The sequence below is a fragment of the Acidovorax sp. LjRoot118 genome (assembly GCF_964253575.1).
Taxonomy (GTDB): Bacteria; Pseudomonadota; Gammaproteobacteria; order Burkholderiales; family Burkholderiaceae_C; genus Acidovorax.
In genome coordinates this window covers 3556644-3573034 of the sequence record NZ_CAXURB020000001.1, presented here as the reverse complement: position 1 = coordinate 3573034, position 16391 = coordinate 3556644, and the positions used below count along the sequence as shown (strand labels likewise).

The 16391-nt window shown below is 67.0% G+C and carries 15 protein-coding genes; 9 read left to right on the top strand and 6 right to left on the bottom strand.

The genetic code is table 11. The features are described 5' to 3' along the window. Window positions 1-104: 104 nt before the first annotated feature. The 4 genes from ACSQ9E_RS16920 to ACSQ9E_RS16905 all read right to left on the bottom strand — a co-directional run bounded on the left by ACSQ9E_RS16920 (window position 105) and on the right by ACSQ9E_RS16905 (window position 3413). Window positions 105-551: a hypothetical protein gene (locus ACSQ9E_RS16920; protein ID WP_436218575.1), complete on the bottom strand. Its 447-nt coding sequence runs from the start codon at window positions 549-551 to the stop codon at window positions 105-107. Between the two features lie 156 nt (window positions 552-707). Further along, window positions 708-1262 carry an elongation factor P gene (gene efp / locus ACSQ9E_RS16915; RefSeq protein ID WP_007852467.1) on the bottom strand — a complete coding sequence of 185 codons (555 nt, stop codon included), beginning with the start codon at window positions 1260-1262 and terminating at the stop codon, window positions 708-710. A gap of 151 nt (window positions 1263-1413) precedes the next feature. Further along, window positions 1414-2514 (bottom strand): elongation factor P maturation arginine rhamnosyltransferase EarP, encoded by a 1101-nt coding sequence (earP, locus tag ACSQ9E_RS16910; protein WP_436218574.1) that lies wholly within the window; start codon window positions 2512-2514, stop codon window positions 1414-1416. Then, window positions 2511-3413: a LysR family transcriptional regulator gene (locus tag ACSQ9E_RS16905; protein ID WP_436218573.1), complete on the bottom strand. Its 903-nt coding sequence runs from the start codon at window positions 3411-3413 to the stop codon at window positions 2511-2513. The genes earP and ACSQ9E_RS16905 overlap by 4 nt, the downstream gene beginning before the upstream one ends. 141 nt (window positions 3414-3554) lie before the next feature. Between ACSQ9E_RS16905 and ACSQ9E_RS16900 the strand changes: the two genes are divergently transcribed. From ACSQ9E_RS16900 to ACSQ9E_RS16875, 6 genes are all read left to right on the top strand, one after another. Further along, on the top strand, window positions 3555-4766 hold the full coding sequence (locus ACSQ9E_RS16900) for a CaiB/BaiF CoA transferase family protein (protein ID WP_436218572.1): 1212 nt from the start codon (window positions 3555-3557) through the stop codon (window positions 4764-4766). Continuing rightward, window positions 4763-5785 (top strand): hydroxymethylglutaryl-CoA lyase, encoded by a 1023-nt coding sequence (locus tag ACSQ9E_RS16895; protein ID WP_436218571.1) that lies wholly within the window; start codon window positions 4763-4765, stop codon window positions 5783-5785. The genes ACSQ9E_RS16900 and ACSQ9E_RS16895 overlap by 4 nt, the downstream gene beginning before the upstream one ends. A gap of 68 nt (window positions 5786-5853) precedes the next feature. Then, window positions 5854-6849: a Bug family tripartite tricarboxylate transporter substrate binding protein gene (locus ACSQ9E_RS16890; protein WP_428001448.1), complete on the top strand. Its 996-nt coding sequence runs from the start codon at window positions 5854-5856 to the stop codon at window positions 6847-6849. A gap of 70 nt (window positions 6850-6919) precedes the next feature. Then, window positions 6920-7906, top strand: a complete 987-nt coding sequence (locus ACSQ9E_RS16885; protein WP_436218570.1) for a Bug family tripartite tricarboxylate transporter substrate binding protein — start codon at window positions 6920-6922, stop codon at window positions 7904-7906. 143 nt (window positions 7907-8049) lie between these two features. Next, on the top strand, window positions 8050-8457 hold the full coding sequence (locus ACSQ9E_RS16880; RefSeq protein ID WP_436218569.1) for a DUF2845 domain-containing protein: 408 nt from the start codon (window positions 8050-8052) through the stop codon (window positions 8455-8457). Window positions 8458-8514: 57 nt separating this feature from the next. Then, window positions 8515-8907, top strand: coding sequence for a hypothetical protein (locus ACSQ9E_RS16875; protein ID WP_436218568.1), 393 nt, complete (start codon window positions 8515-8517; stop codon window positions 8905-8907). Between the two features lie 74 nt (window positions 8908-8981). Here ACSQ9E_RS16875 and ACSQ9E_RS16870 read toward each other — a convergent pair whose 3' ends face one another. Together ACSQ9E_RS16870 and ACSQ9E_RS16865 are read right to left on the bottom strand one after the other, a co-directional pair. Next, a complete protein-coding gene (locus tag ACSQ9E_RS16870; RefSeq protein ID WP_436218567.1) occupies window positions 8982-9608 on the bottom strand; it encodes a hypothetical protein in 627 nt (208 codons plus the stop codon). 103 nt (window positions 9609-9711) lie between these two features. Next, on the bottom strand, window positions 9712-10359 hold the full coding sequence (locus ACSQ9E_RS16865) for a TetR/AcrR family transcriptional regulator (RefSeq protein WP_436218566.1): 648 nt from the start codon (window positions 10357-10359) through the stop codon (window positions 9712-9714). A gap of 165 nt (window positions 10360-10524) precedes the next feature. Here ACSQ9E_RS16865 and ACSQ9E_RS16860 point away from each other — a divergent pair, with 165 nt between their 5' ends. Genes ACSQ9E_RS16860 through adeC form a run of 3 tightly spaced genes read left to right on the top strand, consistent with a single transcriptional unit; the run spans window position 10525 to window position 16357 of the window. Then, on the top strand, window positions 10525-11763 hold the full coding sequence (locus ACSQ9E_RS16860; protein ID WP_436218565.1) for an efflux RND transporter periplasmic adaptor subunit: 1239 nt from the start codon (window positions 10525-10527) through the stop codon (window positions 11761-11763). Between the two features lie 21 nt (window positions 11764-11784). Further along, a complete protein-coding gene (locus ACSQ9E_RS16855) occupies window positions 11785-14937 on the top strand; it encodes an efflux RND transporter permease subunit (protein ID WP_436218564.1) in 3153 nt (1050 codons plus the stop codon). A gap of 1 nt (window position 14938) precedes the next feature. After that, a complete protein-coding gene (adeC, locus tag ACSQ9E_RS16850) occupies window positions 14939-16357 on the top strand; it encodes an AdeC/AdeK/OprM family multidrug efflux complex outer membrane factor (RefSeq protein ID WP_436218563.1) in 1419 nt (472 codons plus the stop codon). The last annotated feature ends 34 nt before the right edge of the window (window positions 16358-16391 follow it).

Here is a 16391-nt window from a genome sequence, read left to right as displayed (position 1 = left end):
CCGGTTTTACCAGAAAGCAAGTCATTTACAAACGAATACTCGTCGTTGGATGCCCGTGCTGGTAGTTACCCCGATGCGACAGCTCCGTCGCGCCTGACGCCGATTCAGCGCGGCTGCAGCACCTGGTCCGGGTCGCCGCGGTACAGCGCAAAGAACTCGTTGAGCGAGGCCGCTACCCGCACGGGTGGGCTGTCTGCGCTCAAGGGGCCGGCGAAGACTTCCGAGCGGCCATCCGCCGCCGTGCGCAGGCGAAACACCTGGCTATGGGTCAGAAAGTCTGCGAACTGAACGCCCCATTCGGAGGGCGGGCCCTGGTTGGCGCGGCTGACTTCGTCGAGCGACCACAGGCGCCAGAACTCGCCGTCCATGGTGACCATGCCGCCCAGGGTGGTGTACAGGGTGAGCACTTCGGCGGTGGCGGGCTGGCCCAGTTGGGCAAACAGCGCCTGGACCTGCGCAGGATCGCCGGGCGGCAGCATGTCGACCCCATCGATGCGCCAGCGGGGGAGGAGTGCGGTGAGGTCGGTGGCGAGGTCGGCGGTGGGGTCCATGGCAATGATTGTGCGCGAGGCCTGTGACGCTCGCAAGAAATCGCTGGGCCGGCGGTGGATCGGGCCGCAAGGCCCGCGCCGTGCAGGGGGCACCAACAAAAAAGGCTTCCCGGAGGAAGCCTTTTTCGGAGGTCTTGCAGGTGGGCCTGCAGAACCTTAAACGCGCTTGCGGTATTCGCCGGTGCGGGTGTCGATTTCGATCTTGTCGCCTTGCGAGACGAACAGGGGCACGGGCACTTCGAAGCCGGTGGCGATCTTGGCGGGCTTCAGGACCTTGCCGGAGGTGTCGCCCTTGACGGCAGGTTCCGTCCAGGTGATTTCGCGCTCGACGCTGGTGGGCAGTTCGACCGAGATGGCCTTGCCGTCGTAGAACACCACTTCGAGGGCCATGCCGTCTTCGAGGTAGTTAAGTGCGTCGCCCATGTTTTCGGCTTCGACTTCGTACTGGTTGTAGTCGGTGTCCATGCAGACGTACATGGGGTCGGCGAAGTAGGAGTACGTGCAGTCCTTCTTGTCCAGGATCACGTTGTCGATCTTGTCGTCGGCCTTGAACACGTTTTCGGTGCCGAAGTTGCCGATCAGGCTCTTGAGCTTCATGCGCACGGTGGCTGCACCGCGGCCGCCACGGGCGTATTCGGTCTTGAGGACGACCATGGGGTCCTTGCCGTGCATGATGACGTTGCCGGCGCGGATTTCTTGAGCGATTTTCATAGCAGTTTGGTTGCTTGGGTTGGGGGCCGCTCAACGCGCTGGCCACACGCCCCTGGGGGCTGTGCAACTGGCCGGCGCATGTTCCGCGGCGGGATTGCGCGGTGTGCGGGCACTTTGGTACCGCGCCTCGATTTGCGCAAAGCCTCGGATTTTACCTTTTTTCCGCGATAAATCCTACCAACTGGCCCACCAGGTCGGTTTGTTGCATGAGCCGTGCGCGCGCCGCACGCACGCAGGCGGTCCACTCGGCCAGGGTTTCATCATCCGGAATGATCAGCGGGCCGTGGCCGGGGATGCCGTTCCACGCGGCGTGAAAGCCGCGCAGCGAGGCCGGGGCCTGCAGCCAGTCGAGAAACGCCGCCAGCTTGGCGTGGTGGGCGCCATCGTCCTGCGGGTAGATGTGCCACACCAGGGCGCGGCCGGCCCACAGGGCGCGCACCAGCGAGTCCTCGCCGCGCACGGCGTTGAAGTCGCTGGCCCTGAGCAGGTCGTCGAAACCCGGCTGGTCGGTGGGGGCCAGAAACTGCAGTTGCAGCGGGCCATGCTCTGCCGGCAAGGTGGCCAATGCGGACCGCACCGCCTGGGTGGCACGGCCAGGCGTGACCAGCAGGCGGGTGGGTACGGCACCGGGCTGCATGGCCTGGGCCAGCAGGGCGGGCAGGGCGGCGGGCTCGTAGCAGAACAGCGACATCCAGCGCTGTGGCGTGATGGTGGCCGCAGCCTGGCCCGCGCGCCAGGCGGCGGCAAAGCCGGGTGGGCGCTGGTCCAGCAGGCCCGGCTCGCGCAGCAGGCCGCCCGTGGCGGGGGTGAAGCCGGGGTAGAAGAACCAGCGCGTCCAGCCCCGGGCGGGGCCGGACATGATGAGCGAGGGCAGGCGGTGGTTGCGCTCCACATAGGCCTCGGCCGAGAGGTATTCGAGGTTGATCCACACGGGTTGCCGGTCTTGGGCCCGCCCCACAGCCCAGGCCAGGAAGGGTTCGGGGATTTCGCAGCCAAAGGCCTCGACCAGCACATCGGGCGCGGCCTCGTGCGCGGCGGGCACCGCGCCGCCCCAGGGGCGCAGCTCGACCCCTGGGTGCCCGGCCGGCGCCATCCACCCCAGGGCCGAGGCATCGTCCACCCACAGGCGCACGCGCTGGCCGCGCGCGGCCAACTGGCTGGCCAGGCGCCAGCACACGCCGATGTCGCCATAGTTGTCGATGACCTGGCAGAACACATCCCACTGCAGCGGGGGCAGGGCCGGGGCCGTCATGCGGCAGGCCCTTGGGCAGGGGCACGCAGGTGGTCCACCAGCAGGCGCGCCACGCTCGACAGCGACTCTTCCGAGCGCACGCACAGCACCAGCTGGCGGTGGGCCCAGGGCTCGTTCAAGGTGACCACGCGGATGGGCTGGCTGCCCTTGTACAGGGCGGCGCTGCCACGCGGCATGACGCCTACGCCCAGGCCGGCGGCGACCATGAGGCACAGTGCGTCGTAGCTGGTGACCTGCATGCGCAGGCGCAGCGGCAGCCCGGTTTCGGCAGCGGCCTTGGTGAGCTGGTTGTTGATGGCGCTGCCCGGGTGCGCGCCCACGAAGTCGTAGGGCAGGGCATCCACCAGGCGCACGGATTTGCGTCGCGCCAGGGCATGGTCGCGCGGCACCACCAGGGCCAGCTCGTCGGTGCGGTAGGGCAGTTGCACCACGCGGTCGCCATAGTGGCCGTGGTTGAGGATGCCGATGTCGGCCGCGTTCTCGGCCACCGATTGGGCGATGGCGGTGCTGATCTGCTCCTGCAGCCGCACATCCACCTGCGGGTGCAGGGCCATGAAGCTTTGCAGCTGCGCCGGCAAGAACTGGCTGATGGCCGAGATGTTGGCCACCACGCGCACGTGGCCCCGCAGGCCGGCGCCGTAGTCGCGCATCTGCGTGGCGATGCCGTCCAGGTCGTTGAGCACGCCGCGTGCCAGGTTCAGCAGGGCATAGGCCGCAGCCGTGGGCTCGGTGCCCTTGTTGCTGCGGGTGAACAGGGTGACGTGCAGGGCATCCTCCAGGTCGGCCAGGCGCCGGCTCACGGCCGACGCGGCCAGGTGCTCGCGCGCGGCGGCGGCGGCAATGGTGCTTTCTTCCATCACGGCAACGAACAGGCGCAGGGAGACGGGGTCGAGCTTCATGGGTTTGATATTACCTGCCATGCCGGATTGCGATGGTGGGCTGTCATAAGAGCGTTTTGCCCGCAGGGCTTCTTTGCGCATCATGCGGGGCAACACAGCAGACCTCATCCCGCAGGCTGCGACATTGGAGACAAGAACACGATGGGTGCCACACCAACCCCCACCGCCGCCGCCCTGCAGGGCGTGCGCGTGATCGAGATGGGCCAGCTGATCGCCGGCCCCTTCTGCGGCAAGACGCTGGGCGACTTTGGCGCCGAGGTCATCAAGATCGAAGCGCCAGAATCGGGCGACCCGCTGCGCAACTGGCGCCTGATCAAGGAGGGCACCTCCGTCTGGTGGCAGGTGCAGTCGCGCAACAAGCGCTCCGTGGCGCTGGACCTGCGGCAAAAGGAGGGCCAGGACATCGCCCGCCAACTGATCGCCGAGGCCGACGTGCTGATCGAGAACTTTCGCCCCGGCACGCTGGAGGGCTGGGGCATGTCGCCCGAAGAGCTGCACCGCATCAACCCCGGGCTGGTGATGCTGCGCATCTCGGGCTACGGGCAGACCGGGCCCTACCGCGACCTGCCGGGCTTTGGCGCCATTGGCGAGGCCATGGGCGGCCTGCGCCACCTGACGGGCGAGCCGGGCCGGGTGCCGGTGCGGGTGGGGGTGTCGATTGGCGACACGCTGGCGGCGCTGCACGGCGCCATTGGCGTGCTCACGGCGCTGTACCACCGCAAGGTCAACGGCGGCCAGGGCCAGGTGATCGACGTGGCGCTGCACGAGGCGGTGTTCAACGTGATGGAAAGCCTGATCCCCGAGTACAGCGCCTTTGGCGCGGTGCGCGAGGCGGCGGGCAGTGCACTGCCGGGCATCGCGCCGTCCAACGCCTACCCCTGCACCGATGGCTGGGTGCTGGTGGCGGGCAATGGCGACAGCATCTTCAAGCGGCTGATGCAGGCCATCGGCCGGCCCGACCTGGGCGCCGCGCCCGACCTGGCCGACAACGCCGGCCGCGTCGCGCGCGTGGACGAGATCGACGCCGCCATCGGCGCCTGGAGCGCACCGCTCACCGTGCAGCAGGTGCTCGACGCCCTTGGCACCGCCCGCGTGCCGGCCGGCAAGGTCTACACCGCGCGCGACATTGCCGAAGACCCGCACTACCGCGCCCGCGACATGCTGCTCACGCAGGAGACGCGCGACGGCTACAGCGTGCAGGTGCCCGGTATCGTGCCCAAGCTGTCGGCCACGCCGGGGTCCATTCGCAGCAGCGCGCCGCACCTGGGCGACGACACCGATGCCGTGCTGGCCGAGGCGGGCCTGACGGCCGAGCAGATCGCGCTGCTGCGCAGCAAGGGGGTGATCCAATGACTAACGCAACGCAAGTAGGTGGCGTATGGGCTGGCGCGGGCAAGCGCATCCACATGCAGGAGGTGGGCCTGCGCGACGGCTTGCAGATGGAGGCCACCTTTGTGCCCACGGAGGACAAGATCGCGCTGGCCAATGCGCTGTCCGAAGCGGGCCTGTCCAAGATCGAGGTGACCTCGTTCACCTCGCCCACGGCCATCCCCGCGCTCAAGGATGCCGAGGTGGTGATGCGCGAGATCACGCGCCGCCCCGGCACCGTTTACACCGCCCTGGTGCCCAATGTGCGCGGGGCAGAGCGGGCCATCGAATCGCGGGCCGACGAGCTCAACCTGGTGATGTCGGCCAGCGCCACGCACAACATCGCCAACCTGCGCATGACGCAGGAGCATTCGTTCGCCGCGCTGGCGCAGGTGGTGGCCACGGCGCAGGCGGCGCGCGTGGCGGTCAACGTGTCGCTGTCGTGCGTGTTCGGCTGCCCGATGGAGGGCGAGGTCGCGCCAGGCGCCGTGTTCGGCTGGGTGCAGCGCTTCGTCGACCTGGGCGTGGGCGGCGTCACGCTGTGCGACACCACGGGCATGGCCTACCCCACGCAGGTGGCGGCCATCACCGCGGCGGCGCGCGCGCGCTGGCCGGGTGTGGAGTTCACTTTGCACTTTCACAACACGCGCGGCATGGGCCTGGCCAATGTGCTGGCGGGCATCAGCGCCGGGGCCGACCGCTTCGACGCCTCACTGGGCGGCCTGGGCGGCTGCCCCTACGCGCCCGGCGCCAGCGGCAACGTGTGCAGCGAGGAGATCGTGCACGCGCTCGACTGCATGGGCTACGCCACCGGCGTGGATTTGCCGCGCCTGCTGGCCGCCGCGCAGCGCCTGCCCGCGCTGATCGGCCACGACATCCCCAGCCAGATCGCCAAGGCCGGGCCGCGCCTGGCGCTGCACCCGGTGCCGGGGGACTTCGAGGCGATCAGGGAGCGGGCCCTGGCGCGGGAGAAAGAGCTGCTGGGGGGAGGGCGCGCCGCATAGCGCACCGCTTTTTTCAGCGCTGTTCTGGTTTATTCATTCAAAGAAAACAATAGACAGGAGACAAGACCATGAGCGATTCGAGAGCCCATTTCAGCCTGCCGCGCAGGCTGGTGTTTGCCGCAGTGCTGTGCACCATGGCGTTCACGGCCGCCGCGCAGGATGCCGCCAAGTTCCCCGGCAAGCCCATCACCGTGGTCGTGCCCCAGGCCGCGGGCGGTGCCAACGACGCCATTGCACGCGTGCTGGCGCAAAAGCTCAGCGAGCAACTGGGCCAGCCCGTGGTGGTGGAGAACCGCCCCGGCGCGGGCGGCAACGTGGGCACGGCCTACACCGCCAAGACCAAGGCCGACGGCTACACCCTGCTGGTGACGGCCGACAGCGCCCAGGTCATCAACCCCTGGCTGTACAAGAGCACCGGGTTCGACCCGGTCAAGGACTTCGAGCCCGTGGCGCCGCTGGCCACTGCGGGCTATGTGCTGGTGGCGCACCCGTCGTTTCCGGCCAAGAACATGGCCGAGCTGATTGCCGTGGCCAAGGCCAGCCCGGGCAAGTATTCGATCGCCTCGGCCGGCAACGGCACCCTCAACCACCTGATCGGCGAGATGCTGCAAAAGGCCGCTGGCATCGAGTTGCAGCACATTCCCTACAAGGGCTCTGCCGCCGCAGCCACCGACGTGGTGGGCGGGCAGGTGCCGCTGTCGGTGCAGAGCCTGCCGTCGTCCATCGCCTTCATCAAGGCCGGCAAGCTCAAGGTGCTGGGTGTCGTCAATGAAAAGCGCGTGGCCGCGCTGCCCGATGCGCCCACCATGGGCGAGACGCTCAAGGGCTTTGGGCAAACGCCCTGGTACGGCATGTTCGCGCCCGCTGGCACCCCGCCCGCCGTGGTGGCCTTGCTGCAGGCCGAGGTGGCCAAGGCCCTGGACCACAAGGACGTGATCGACAAACTGGCCAACGTGGGCTGCGAGCCGTTCAAGGGCACATCGGCGCAGCTTGGCACCTTGGTCAAGGACGACCTGGCGCGCTGGCACAAGGTGGTGCAGGACACGGGCGCAAAGGTCGACTGACGCCCGAGCAGCACCCCCTTCGAGATTCATTGGCAACTGAAACAACTGAGATAACGGAGACACATCCCTCATGACAACCACCCGCAAACAATTCACCCTTCTGGCCGTGGCCGCGCTGGCCGCAAGCCTTGGCGGCAGCGCCTGGGCCCAGGGCGGTAGCACCTATCCCGCCAAGCCCGTCACGCTGGTCGTGCCTACGGCCGCGGGCGGCACCACCGACCTGTCGGCCCGCATGCTGGCGCAGGCGCTGGGCCCGGTGCTGGGCCAGTCGGTCATTGCCGACAACAAGGGCGGCGGCAACGGCGCCATTGCGGCCAGCGCCGTCAAGCGCGCCGAGCCCGATGGCTACACGTTGCTCATGCAGTACTCGGGCTACCACGTCATCTCGCCCCACCTCACCAAGCAAAAGCAGTGGGAGCAGAGCGACTTCCAGCCCGTGGCCAACGTGATCTCGGCCCCGCAGATCATCGTGGTGCGCAACGACCTGCCGGTGAAGACCCTGGCCGAGCTCATTGCCTACGCCAAGGCCAACCCCGGCAAGCTCAACTACGCCTCGTCGGGCAATGGATCCTTGCAGCATGTGACCGGCGCCATGCTGGAGCAGCAGGGCGGCGTGAAGATGGTGCACGTGCCCTACAAGGGCACCGGCCCCGCGCTGCAGGACCTGCTGGGCGGCCAGGTGGACCTGACCTTCGGCACCGCGCCGCCCTTCATGCCCCACATCGCCGCCGGCAAGCTGCGCGTGCTGGCCGTGACCGGCAAGGAGCGCCTGCCCAGCCTGCCCGATGCACCCACCACCGCCGAGGCCGGCTACCCCAAGGTGGACGCCACCTCCTGGTTCGCCGTGTTCGCCCCGGCCGCCGTGCCCAAGCCCGTGATCGACAAGCTCGCCGCCGACATCCGCACCGTGGTGCAGAGCCCCGCCTTCAAGCAAAAGGCCCAGGAGCAGGGCGCCACGGCCGACTACCAGACGCCGCAGCAGCTGGGCGACAAGGCCAAGGTGGAGCTGGCGAACTGGGCGACGGTGGTGAAGACTTCGAAGATCGAAGCCGAGTAAGACGGCTTGGTCAACGCGTCTGCAGGCTCACCCGTTGAGCAGGCAGGCTGCAAGCGCCAGAAGGGCCCGCCGCGTGCGGGCCTTTGTCATGGGGGGTGTCTTTCAGCGTCAAACTTCCGCATCTGTTTCGCATCCAAATGACCATGCCGCTGACCCACGCCCACTCTCTCGGCCATGCCATGGTCCACTGCATCCGCCGATCACTGCCCCTGGCGGCCATCGCCATCGCCTGCACCCTGTCTCCGATGAAAGAAGCCAGTGCCCAGAGCCTGGGCTGCGGCGGCCTGCTGGTGGGCGTGGGCGATTCGCGCGCCAGCCTGGTCATGAAGTGCGGCCAGCCGTTTGCCACCGACACCGTATGCATCCGCGTCCCGCGCGTGGTGTGGACCGTACCCCTGCACCCACGCGAGGCGCCGCGCCAGTATGTGACGGAGACATGCGAGTACGTGGACGAGTGGACCTACCACCGCGGCGCAGGCAACTTCATGTCGGTGGTGCGGCTGCAAAACGGGGTGGTGGCGCAGATACGGGATGGGGTGCGGGTGCCGTGACCGTGCGCCTCTGGTACTTCACGGCGCAGGTCCCGCATCGAATGCAAAATTCATCCCATGCCAACGACCCCACTACAGTGCACCATCCTCGTCGCGGCGGCCATGGCATCTGCCACGGCTGCCGCGCGGACATACAACGACTACCTTGTCGTGAGCGAGGCCAAGCAGGCGGCAGCAGACGCCCTGCCCGATCCCAAGAGCGTGCGGTTTCGCGGTTTGTTCCTGTCGGAGCATGGCGATTCCAAAATCACGCTGTGTGGCGAGATCAACGGCAAGGACCGAGCGGGCAGGTCCATGGGGTTCAGGCGCTTTTTGGTCGAGGACACCCTGGACTCGATGTTCGACCCCCATGCGGGCCCAGGGGCAACGCCGGGGGAGGCCATGTTGCAGGGGATCTTTGACCGCGTCCACAAGCGGGTGTGCTCCAACAAGGTCAAGGATGTCCGGTAGGGCAAGGCACTGGTAACTGGCCCATCGGCTTCGCGCGGCCCCATCACCGCAATGCGCGGTTCACTGCCGGCAGCTCACTGCTCATCCTGCGCATAGATCTGCGGCGCCACGCCGAACACCCCCGCCAGCAGGTCGCGTACCTGCGCATAGCGGGGCTGCCTGACAATGAGCTCTGCCATGCGCGGCGGACAGGGCCGCAGGTTGATGAAGATGCCGAACTGGCACAGGCACATGAACGACACCTCGGGCACGGGCGCGTTGTCCCATTTGAGCAGCGCATTGCCTTCGCGGGCCGCGTCGATGACCAGCTCCATCAGCGTACGCACGGGGTGGCCGGCGGGCAGGGCGAGCCTGTAGCCGTAGTCGCCCTCGATGGTGGACCAGTCGTAGAGCTTGTCCGTGAAGGGCAGGGAGCGGTTCTGGTAGGTCTGGTAGTGCGCAACGACCTCGTCTGCCGAGCCGAAGGTGATGGTCTGGAACAGGTCGTAGAAATGGTCGCCGACGATGTCGGGGTCCACCTGGGCATCTTCTTGCGGCGTGCGCGGGGTGTTGGCCAGGTCGCTTTGGAAGAAGGCGTCGATCTCGGGGCGCAGGGTGTCGAGGGACACGTAGCCTGCGCTGATCAGCGCGTTCAGCAAGCTCTTGAATTCGGCGGTGGTCATCGCCTCGAAGTTGGGTTTACCCAGCACCACACCTGTCATCGGGAATCCTTGTCAATAAACGGAGGATATTTTCGTCTGTTTGCAGGGTCACCGTGCTGAGGGGCCGGGTGTGCAGTGTGACCCTGGTCGCCGCTGAATTTTGCTATCTCTGAGCATCATCGTTGCAGTGCTTTGTTGCCGATGGCGGCGCATACGCCCTGGCAAAGGTGGCCAGCGCACGCTCGGCCACACCTTGCATCGCCTGCTCCGTCAGGGGTGGCGGGTTGCGGTAGTACCAGCGCAGCTGGGTTTCTGCGTTGAGCAGCGCGAACAGCTGCAGCGCCGCCACATGTGGGTCCTCCGTGCGCAGGTGGCCGTTGTCCATGGCAGCGCGCAAGAACTCCGCCAGTTCGCAAGCGCCCCGTTGGGGCCCCGCCTCGTAGAACAGCTCGCCCATGTTCGAGTGCCCCGCCTCGGCCAGCACCATGCGGTGGGTGGCCAGCATTTGCGGGCTGCACAGAAACTGCACCAGCTTGTTGCAGAAGCTGCCCAGCACCCCATGGATGCCGCTGCGAATGTCGTGGGCCGCCAGTTCATCGAAGGCGGTGCGGATGTGCCGCTCGCCCGCTGCCAGGGTAACCGCCTGAAAAAGGGCCTCCTTGGACGGGTAGTAGCCGTAGATGGTGGATTTGGAGCCCCCGATGCGGCGAACGATCTCGGCGATGGAGGCGCGTTCGAAGCCAAGTTCCAGAAAAACCTCCGAGGCGACCTCCAGGATCGCCTCGCGGCGCGCTTCCGTCCGGACCTTCATGTTGTCTCCTTAAGTGTACCGATGGGTCCATTTTTGCTTGACAGGCGGGCTGTGTCAATTCGATAATTAACAATACCGTACCGTTCGGTACAGTTAAAACCTTCATTTTTGACCTTTTTGTGTCTGCCTGGCATTGCGAGATGCCTGGGCCCAGGAGCTCTTTCCATGCGCATGCATACCGCTATTCAACGACCCGTGGCCTGGATGGCTGCCGTTTCAGCCCTGGCGCTGGCGGCCTGTGGCGAAGCACCCCAGCCCCCTGCCGCGGGGGGCCAGGGCGTCCCCCAGGTCAGCGTGGTCACCGTGCAGCCCCAGCGCCTGCCGCTGACGACCGAGTTGCCGGGCCGTGTCGCCCCCGCCCTGATTGCCGAGGTGCGGCCCCAGATCACGGGGCTGGTGCTGCAGCGCCGCTTCAAGGAGGGCAGCGACGTGAAGGCGGGCGATGTGCTGTACCAGATCGATCCTGCGGTGTACCGCGCCAATGTGGACAGCGCCCAGGCCACGCTGTCCAAGTCCGAAGCCAATCTGGTCACGGTGCGGCTCAAGGCGGGGCGGTTCAAGGAGTTGGCTGCCATCAAGGCGGTGAGCCAGCAGGATGCGGACGATGCTGCTGCTGCGCTGCTGCAGGCCGAGGCGGAGGTCAGCTCCGCCAAGTCGGCGTTGCAAACGCAGCGCATCAACCTGGACTACACCCGCATCACGTCGCCCATCAGTGGGCGCATCGGGCGCTCGGCGGTGACGCCGGGTGCGCTGGTGACGGCGAACCAGGCCAACGCCCTGGCCACGGTGCAGCAGCTGAACCCGATCTATGTGGATGTGACCCAGTCCACGACCGCACTGCTGGCGCTCAGGCGGTCCATGGATGCGGGCACTCTCAAGAGCGGGACGGCCAAGGTACGGCTGGTGCTGGAGGACGGCAGTGTCTATGCGCAGGCCGGAACGCTGCAGTTTTCCGACGTGACGGTGGACCAGGCCACCGGGGCGGTGACCTTGCGCGCCGAGTTCCCCAACCCGCGTGCCGAGCTGCTGCCCGGCATGTATGCGCGCGCCGTGCTGGAAGAGGGCGTGCTGGAGCAGGCCTTGCTGGTGCCGCAACCGGCTGTGGGCCGCGATGCCACGGGCCAGCCCTATGCCTTCGTGCTGGGCAGCGATGGCAAGCTGGAGCAGCGTGCCTTGGTCACCGACCGCGCGGTGGGCGAGCAGTGGCTGGTGCGCGACGGGCTCAAGGCAGGCGACGTGGTCGTGGTCGAGGGCCAGCAAAAGGTGCGCGCCGGCCAGCCGGTGCAGCCGCAGCCCTACGCGCCTGCCCCATCGCACAAGTCGGCTGCCACCCAGAAGGTGGCGACCACCAGCACCGCTGCTGCCGCCCCCGGCGCTACCGCTGCCACCGCCGCGGCCCATTGAGCACCGCCAACAGAGACCACCATGGCCCGTTTTTTCATAGACCGCCCCATCTTTGCATGGGTGCTCGCCATCATCACGATGCTGGCGGGCGTGATGGCAGTGCTCACGCTGCCCATCGCCCAGTACCCCACCATCGCGCCCCCTGCCATCGCCATATCGGCGTCCTACCCTGGTGCATCGTCCAAGACGCTGGAAGACACCGTCACCCAGGTCATCGAGCAGAAGATGAAGGGGCTGGACCGGCTGTCCTACATCGCGTCGAACAGCGAGTCGTCGGGCAACGTGACCATCACCCTGACCTTCGAGAATGGCACCAACCCGGACACCGCCCAGGTGCAGGTGCAGAACAAGCTGGCCCTGGCCACGCCGCTGCTGCCGCAAGAGGTGCAGCAGCAGGGCGTGCAGGTCACCAAGTCGGCGAACAATTTCCTGAACGTGCTTGCCTTCGTCTCGGAGGATGGCAAGCTCAATGGCTCCGACCTGTCGGACTATGTGGCCGCCAACGTGCAGGACCCCATCAGCCGCGTGGAGGGCGTGGGTGACACCACGCTGTTTGGCTCGCAGTACGCCATGCGCATCTGGCTGGACCCCAGCAAGCTCAACAGCTTCAACCTGACACCGCTGGATGTGAAGGCCGCCATACAGACCCAGAACGCGCAGGTATCTGCCGGCCAACTGGGAGGCCTGCCATCGGCGGCCAATCAGGAGCTCAATGCCACCATCACCGCGCAAACGCGCCTGAAGACGGCCGATGAGTTCGCCGCCATCTTGCTGCGCACGCAGGCCAACGGCGCAGCCGTGCGGCTGAGCGACGTGGCACGGATCGAGCTGGGCAGTGAGAACTACGCCACGGTGGCCCACTTCAACGGCAAGCCCGCCGCCGGCCTGGCCATCAAGCTGGCCACGGGCGCCAACGCACTGAACACCGTCAAGGCGGTGGATGCCAAGCTGGAAGAGCTGTCCAGGTTCTTCCCCCCCGGTGTCAAGGTCATCAAGCCGTATGACACCACCCCGTTCGTGCGCATCTCCATCCAGGAAGTGATCAAGACGCTGGTGGAGGCCGTGGTGCTGGTATTCGTGGTGATGTACCTGTTCCTGCAGAACTGGCGCGCCACGCTCATCCCCACCATCGCCGTGCCGGTGGTGCTGCTGGGCACGTTTGGCGTGCTGGCTGCGTTTGGCTATTCGCTCAACACCCTGACCATGCTGGCGATGGTGCTGGCCATCGGCTTGCTGGTGGACGATGCCATCGTGGTGGTCGAGAACGTCGAGCGGGTGATGGGCGAAGAGGGGCTCTCGCCGCTGGAGGCGACCCGCAAATCCATGGGGCAGATCACGGGCGCCCTGGTGGGCGTGGCGCTGGTGCTGGCCGCCGTGTTCGTGCCCATGGCGTTTTTCGGTGGTTCCACGGGCGTCATCTACCGCCAGTTCACCGTCACCATCGTCTCGGCAATGACGCTGTCGGTGCTGGTCGCCATGGTGCTCACGCCGGCCCTGTGCGCCACCCTGCTCAAGCCGGTTCCCAAGGGCCATGCGCTGACGGACAAGGGGTTCTTTGGCGCCTTCAACCGCGCGTTCGACCGCAGCAACCGAGGCTATCAGGGCGTGGTGCAGCGCATGCTCAAACGCGGCGGGCGCTGGATGGTGGGCTACGCCATCGTGGTGGTGGCCGTGGGCTTTGTGTTCACCAAGATCCCGGCCGGATTCTTGCCCGACGAAGACCAGGGTACCTTGTTCGCCATCGTGCAATTGCCACCCGGCGCCACGCAGAAGAACACGCAGAAGGTGCTTGAGCAGGTGCAGCATCATTTTCTGGAAGAGCAAAAGGACGCCATCTTCACGGTGGCTGGCTTCAGCTTTGCGGGCAGCGGGCAGAACACGGGCTTCGCGTTCATCAAGCTCAAGGCCTGGGATGAGCGCACGGCGCCTGGCCTGAAGGCACAGGCCGTGGCCAACAAGGCCATGGGCGCACTGTCGCAGATCCGCAATGCCTCGGTCTTTGCATTTGCGCCCCCTGCTGTGTCCGAGCTGGGCAATGCCAGCGGTTTCGATCTGATGCTGCAGGACCGGGGCAACCTGGGCCACGCGGCACTCATGCAGGCGCGCAACCAGCTCTTGGGGGCCTTGATGAAAGAGCCCGGCCTGGTGGCCGTGCGGCCCAACGGCATGGAGGACGCACCCGAGTTCCGCCTGGAGATCGATGAGCACAAGGCGGGCGCGCTGGGGCTGTCGATGGGCGACATCAACAACACCTTCTCCGCCGCCTGGGGCAGCAGCTACGTCAATGACTTCATCGACAAGGGCCGTGTGAAAAAGGTCTTTCTGCAGGCCGATGCAGCCCATCGCATGTCGCCTTCGGACATCGACAAATGGTACGTGCGCAACAGCAGCGGCACGATGGTTCCGTTCAGCGCGTTCTCGACCTCGGGCTGGATCAGTGGCTCGCCCCGGCTGGAGCGTTACAACGGCGTGCCATCGGTGGAAATCATGGGCATGGCGATGCCCGGCGCCATGTCCAGCGGTCAGGCACTGGACCTGGTGGAGCGCCATGCGGCCGATTTGCCCGCTGGCATCGGCTTTGAGTGGACCGGCGTGTCGCGCCAGGAGCGGGAGGCCGGTGGCAAGGCCGCGCTGCTGTATGCGGTGTCCATCCTGGTCGTGTTCCTGTGCCTTGCGGCGCTGTACGAGAGCTGGTCGATTCCGTTTTCGGTGCTGCTGGTGGTGCCGCTCGGGGTGCTGGGCACCCTGGTCGCCGCAGTGCTGACCTGGAAGATGAACGACGTGTACTTTCAGGTCGGCCTGCTGACCACGGTGGGACTGGCGTCCAAGAACGCGATCCTGATCGTCGAGTTCGCCAAGGAGTTGTATGCCAAGGGCATGCCGCTGGTCGAGTCGGCCATCACCGCCGCGCGCATGCGGTTGCGACCCATCCTGATGACCTCGCTGGCGTTCATCCTGGGGGTGCTGCCCCTCATGCTGAGCAAGGGCGCGGGCGCCGGTGCGCAGAACGCGCTGGGTACTGCCGTGGTGGGGGGCATGGTGTCTGGCACGGTGCTGGCCATCTTCTTCGTGCCGCTTTTCTTCGTGGTCGTGCAACGGCTTGTCGGGCGCAAAAACCAGGCCCCCTCGGATGCTCCGCACGCTGGTGCACCTGTTTTGTCGGAGGGCCACTGACATGCCTCGTTCCCTGACCCTGACCCTTGTGGCTGCAGCGCTGCTGCTGAGCGGTTGCGCCAACCTGGCACCGCATTACGAGCGGCCCGCTGCCGTGGTGCCGGCGGTGTACCCCGCCGCGTCGGCCGATGGCCCGGCTGATGTACCGGCCATGGCCAGCCTGGCCTGGGGCGATTTTTTTGCAGATGCCAAACTGCGCCGCCTGATCGAGCTGGCACTGGCCAACAACCGCGATCTGCGCGTGGCCATCCTCAACATCGAGCAGGCCCGCGCGCAGTACCGTGTGCAGGACGCGCAGATGCTGCCCAGCATCAACGCTGCGGGCAGCGGCACTGCGGCGCGCACGCCGCCCGGCCTGTCGGGCACCGGCGCGGCGGTCACCAGCCACCAGTACAGCGCCAATCTGGGGGTGAGCGCCTATGAACTGGACCTGTTTGGCCGCGTGCGCAACCTGAGTGATCAGGCGCTGCAGCAGTTTCTGGCCACTGAGCAGGCGCGCCACGCCACCCAGATCAGCCTGGTGGGCGAGGTGACCACCGCCTACCTGACCTGGGCCGCCGACCTGGAGCGGCTGGCCCTGGCCCGCGAGACCTTGCGCAGCCAGGGCGAGTCGTACCGGCTGACGCAGACGCGCTTTGAACTGGGCGCGGCGTCTGCCCTGACGCTGCGCCAGCTGCAGACCAGTGTGGAGAGCGCCCGCGTGGACGTGGCCCGCTATACCGGCCAGGTGGCGCAAGACCGCAACGCCCTGGCGCTGCTGCTGGGCGCGCAGGTGCCTCAGGCGCTGGAGCCCGACGCTCTGGGCGACACACTGAATGCCTTGCCCGAGTTGCCAGCGGGCGTGCCGTCGGACCTGTTGCTGCGCCGGCCCGACCTGCTGCAATCGGAGCACCAGCTCAAGGCCGCCACCGCCAACATCGGCGCTGCGCGGGCGGCGTTCTATCCACGCATCAGCCTGACGGCCACGGCCGGCAGCGGCAGTGCAGACCTGTCGGGCCTGTTCAAGGCGGGCTCGGGCAGCTGGAGCTTCGTCCCGCAGATCAGCCTGCCCATTTTTGACGGCGGGGCCAACCAGGCCAATCTGGACAGCGCCGTGGCTGCGCGCGACATCGCGGTGGCGCAGTACGAGAAGGCCATCCAGACCGCGTTTCGCGAGGTGGCGGACGCGCTGGCGCAACGCAGCGCCGTCGGCGATCAACTGCACGCGCAAACTGCGTTGGTGCAAGCCAGTGGCGAGGTGCTGCAGATGTCGCAGGCCCGCTTTGACCGGGGGGTGGACAGCTACCTGGACGTGCTGGACGCGCAGCGCACCTGGTACAGCGCGCGCCAGGCTCTGATCGGCACGCGCCTGGCACGGTTGAGCAATGGCGTCACCTTGTACAAGGCGCTGGGGGGTGGCTGGTCGACCCCGCAGTCATGAGTGACGCAAGGAGCGGCAACGCCTTGGCGAATGG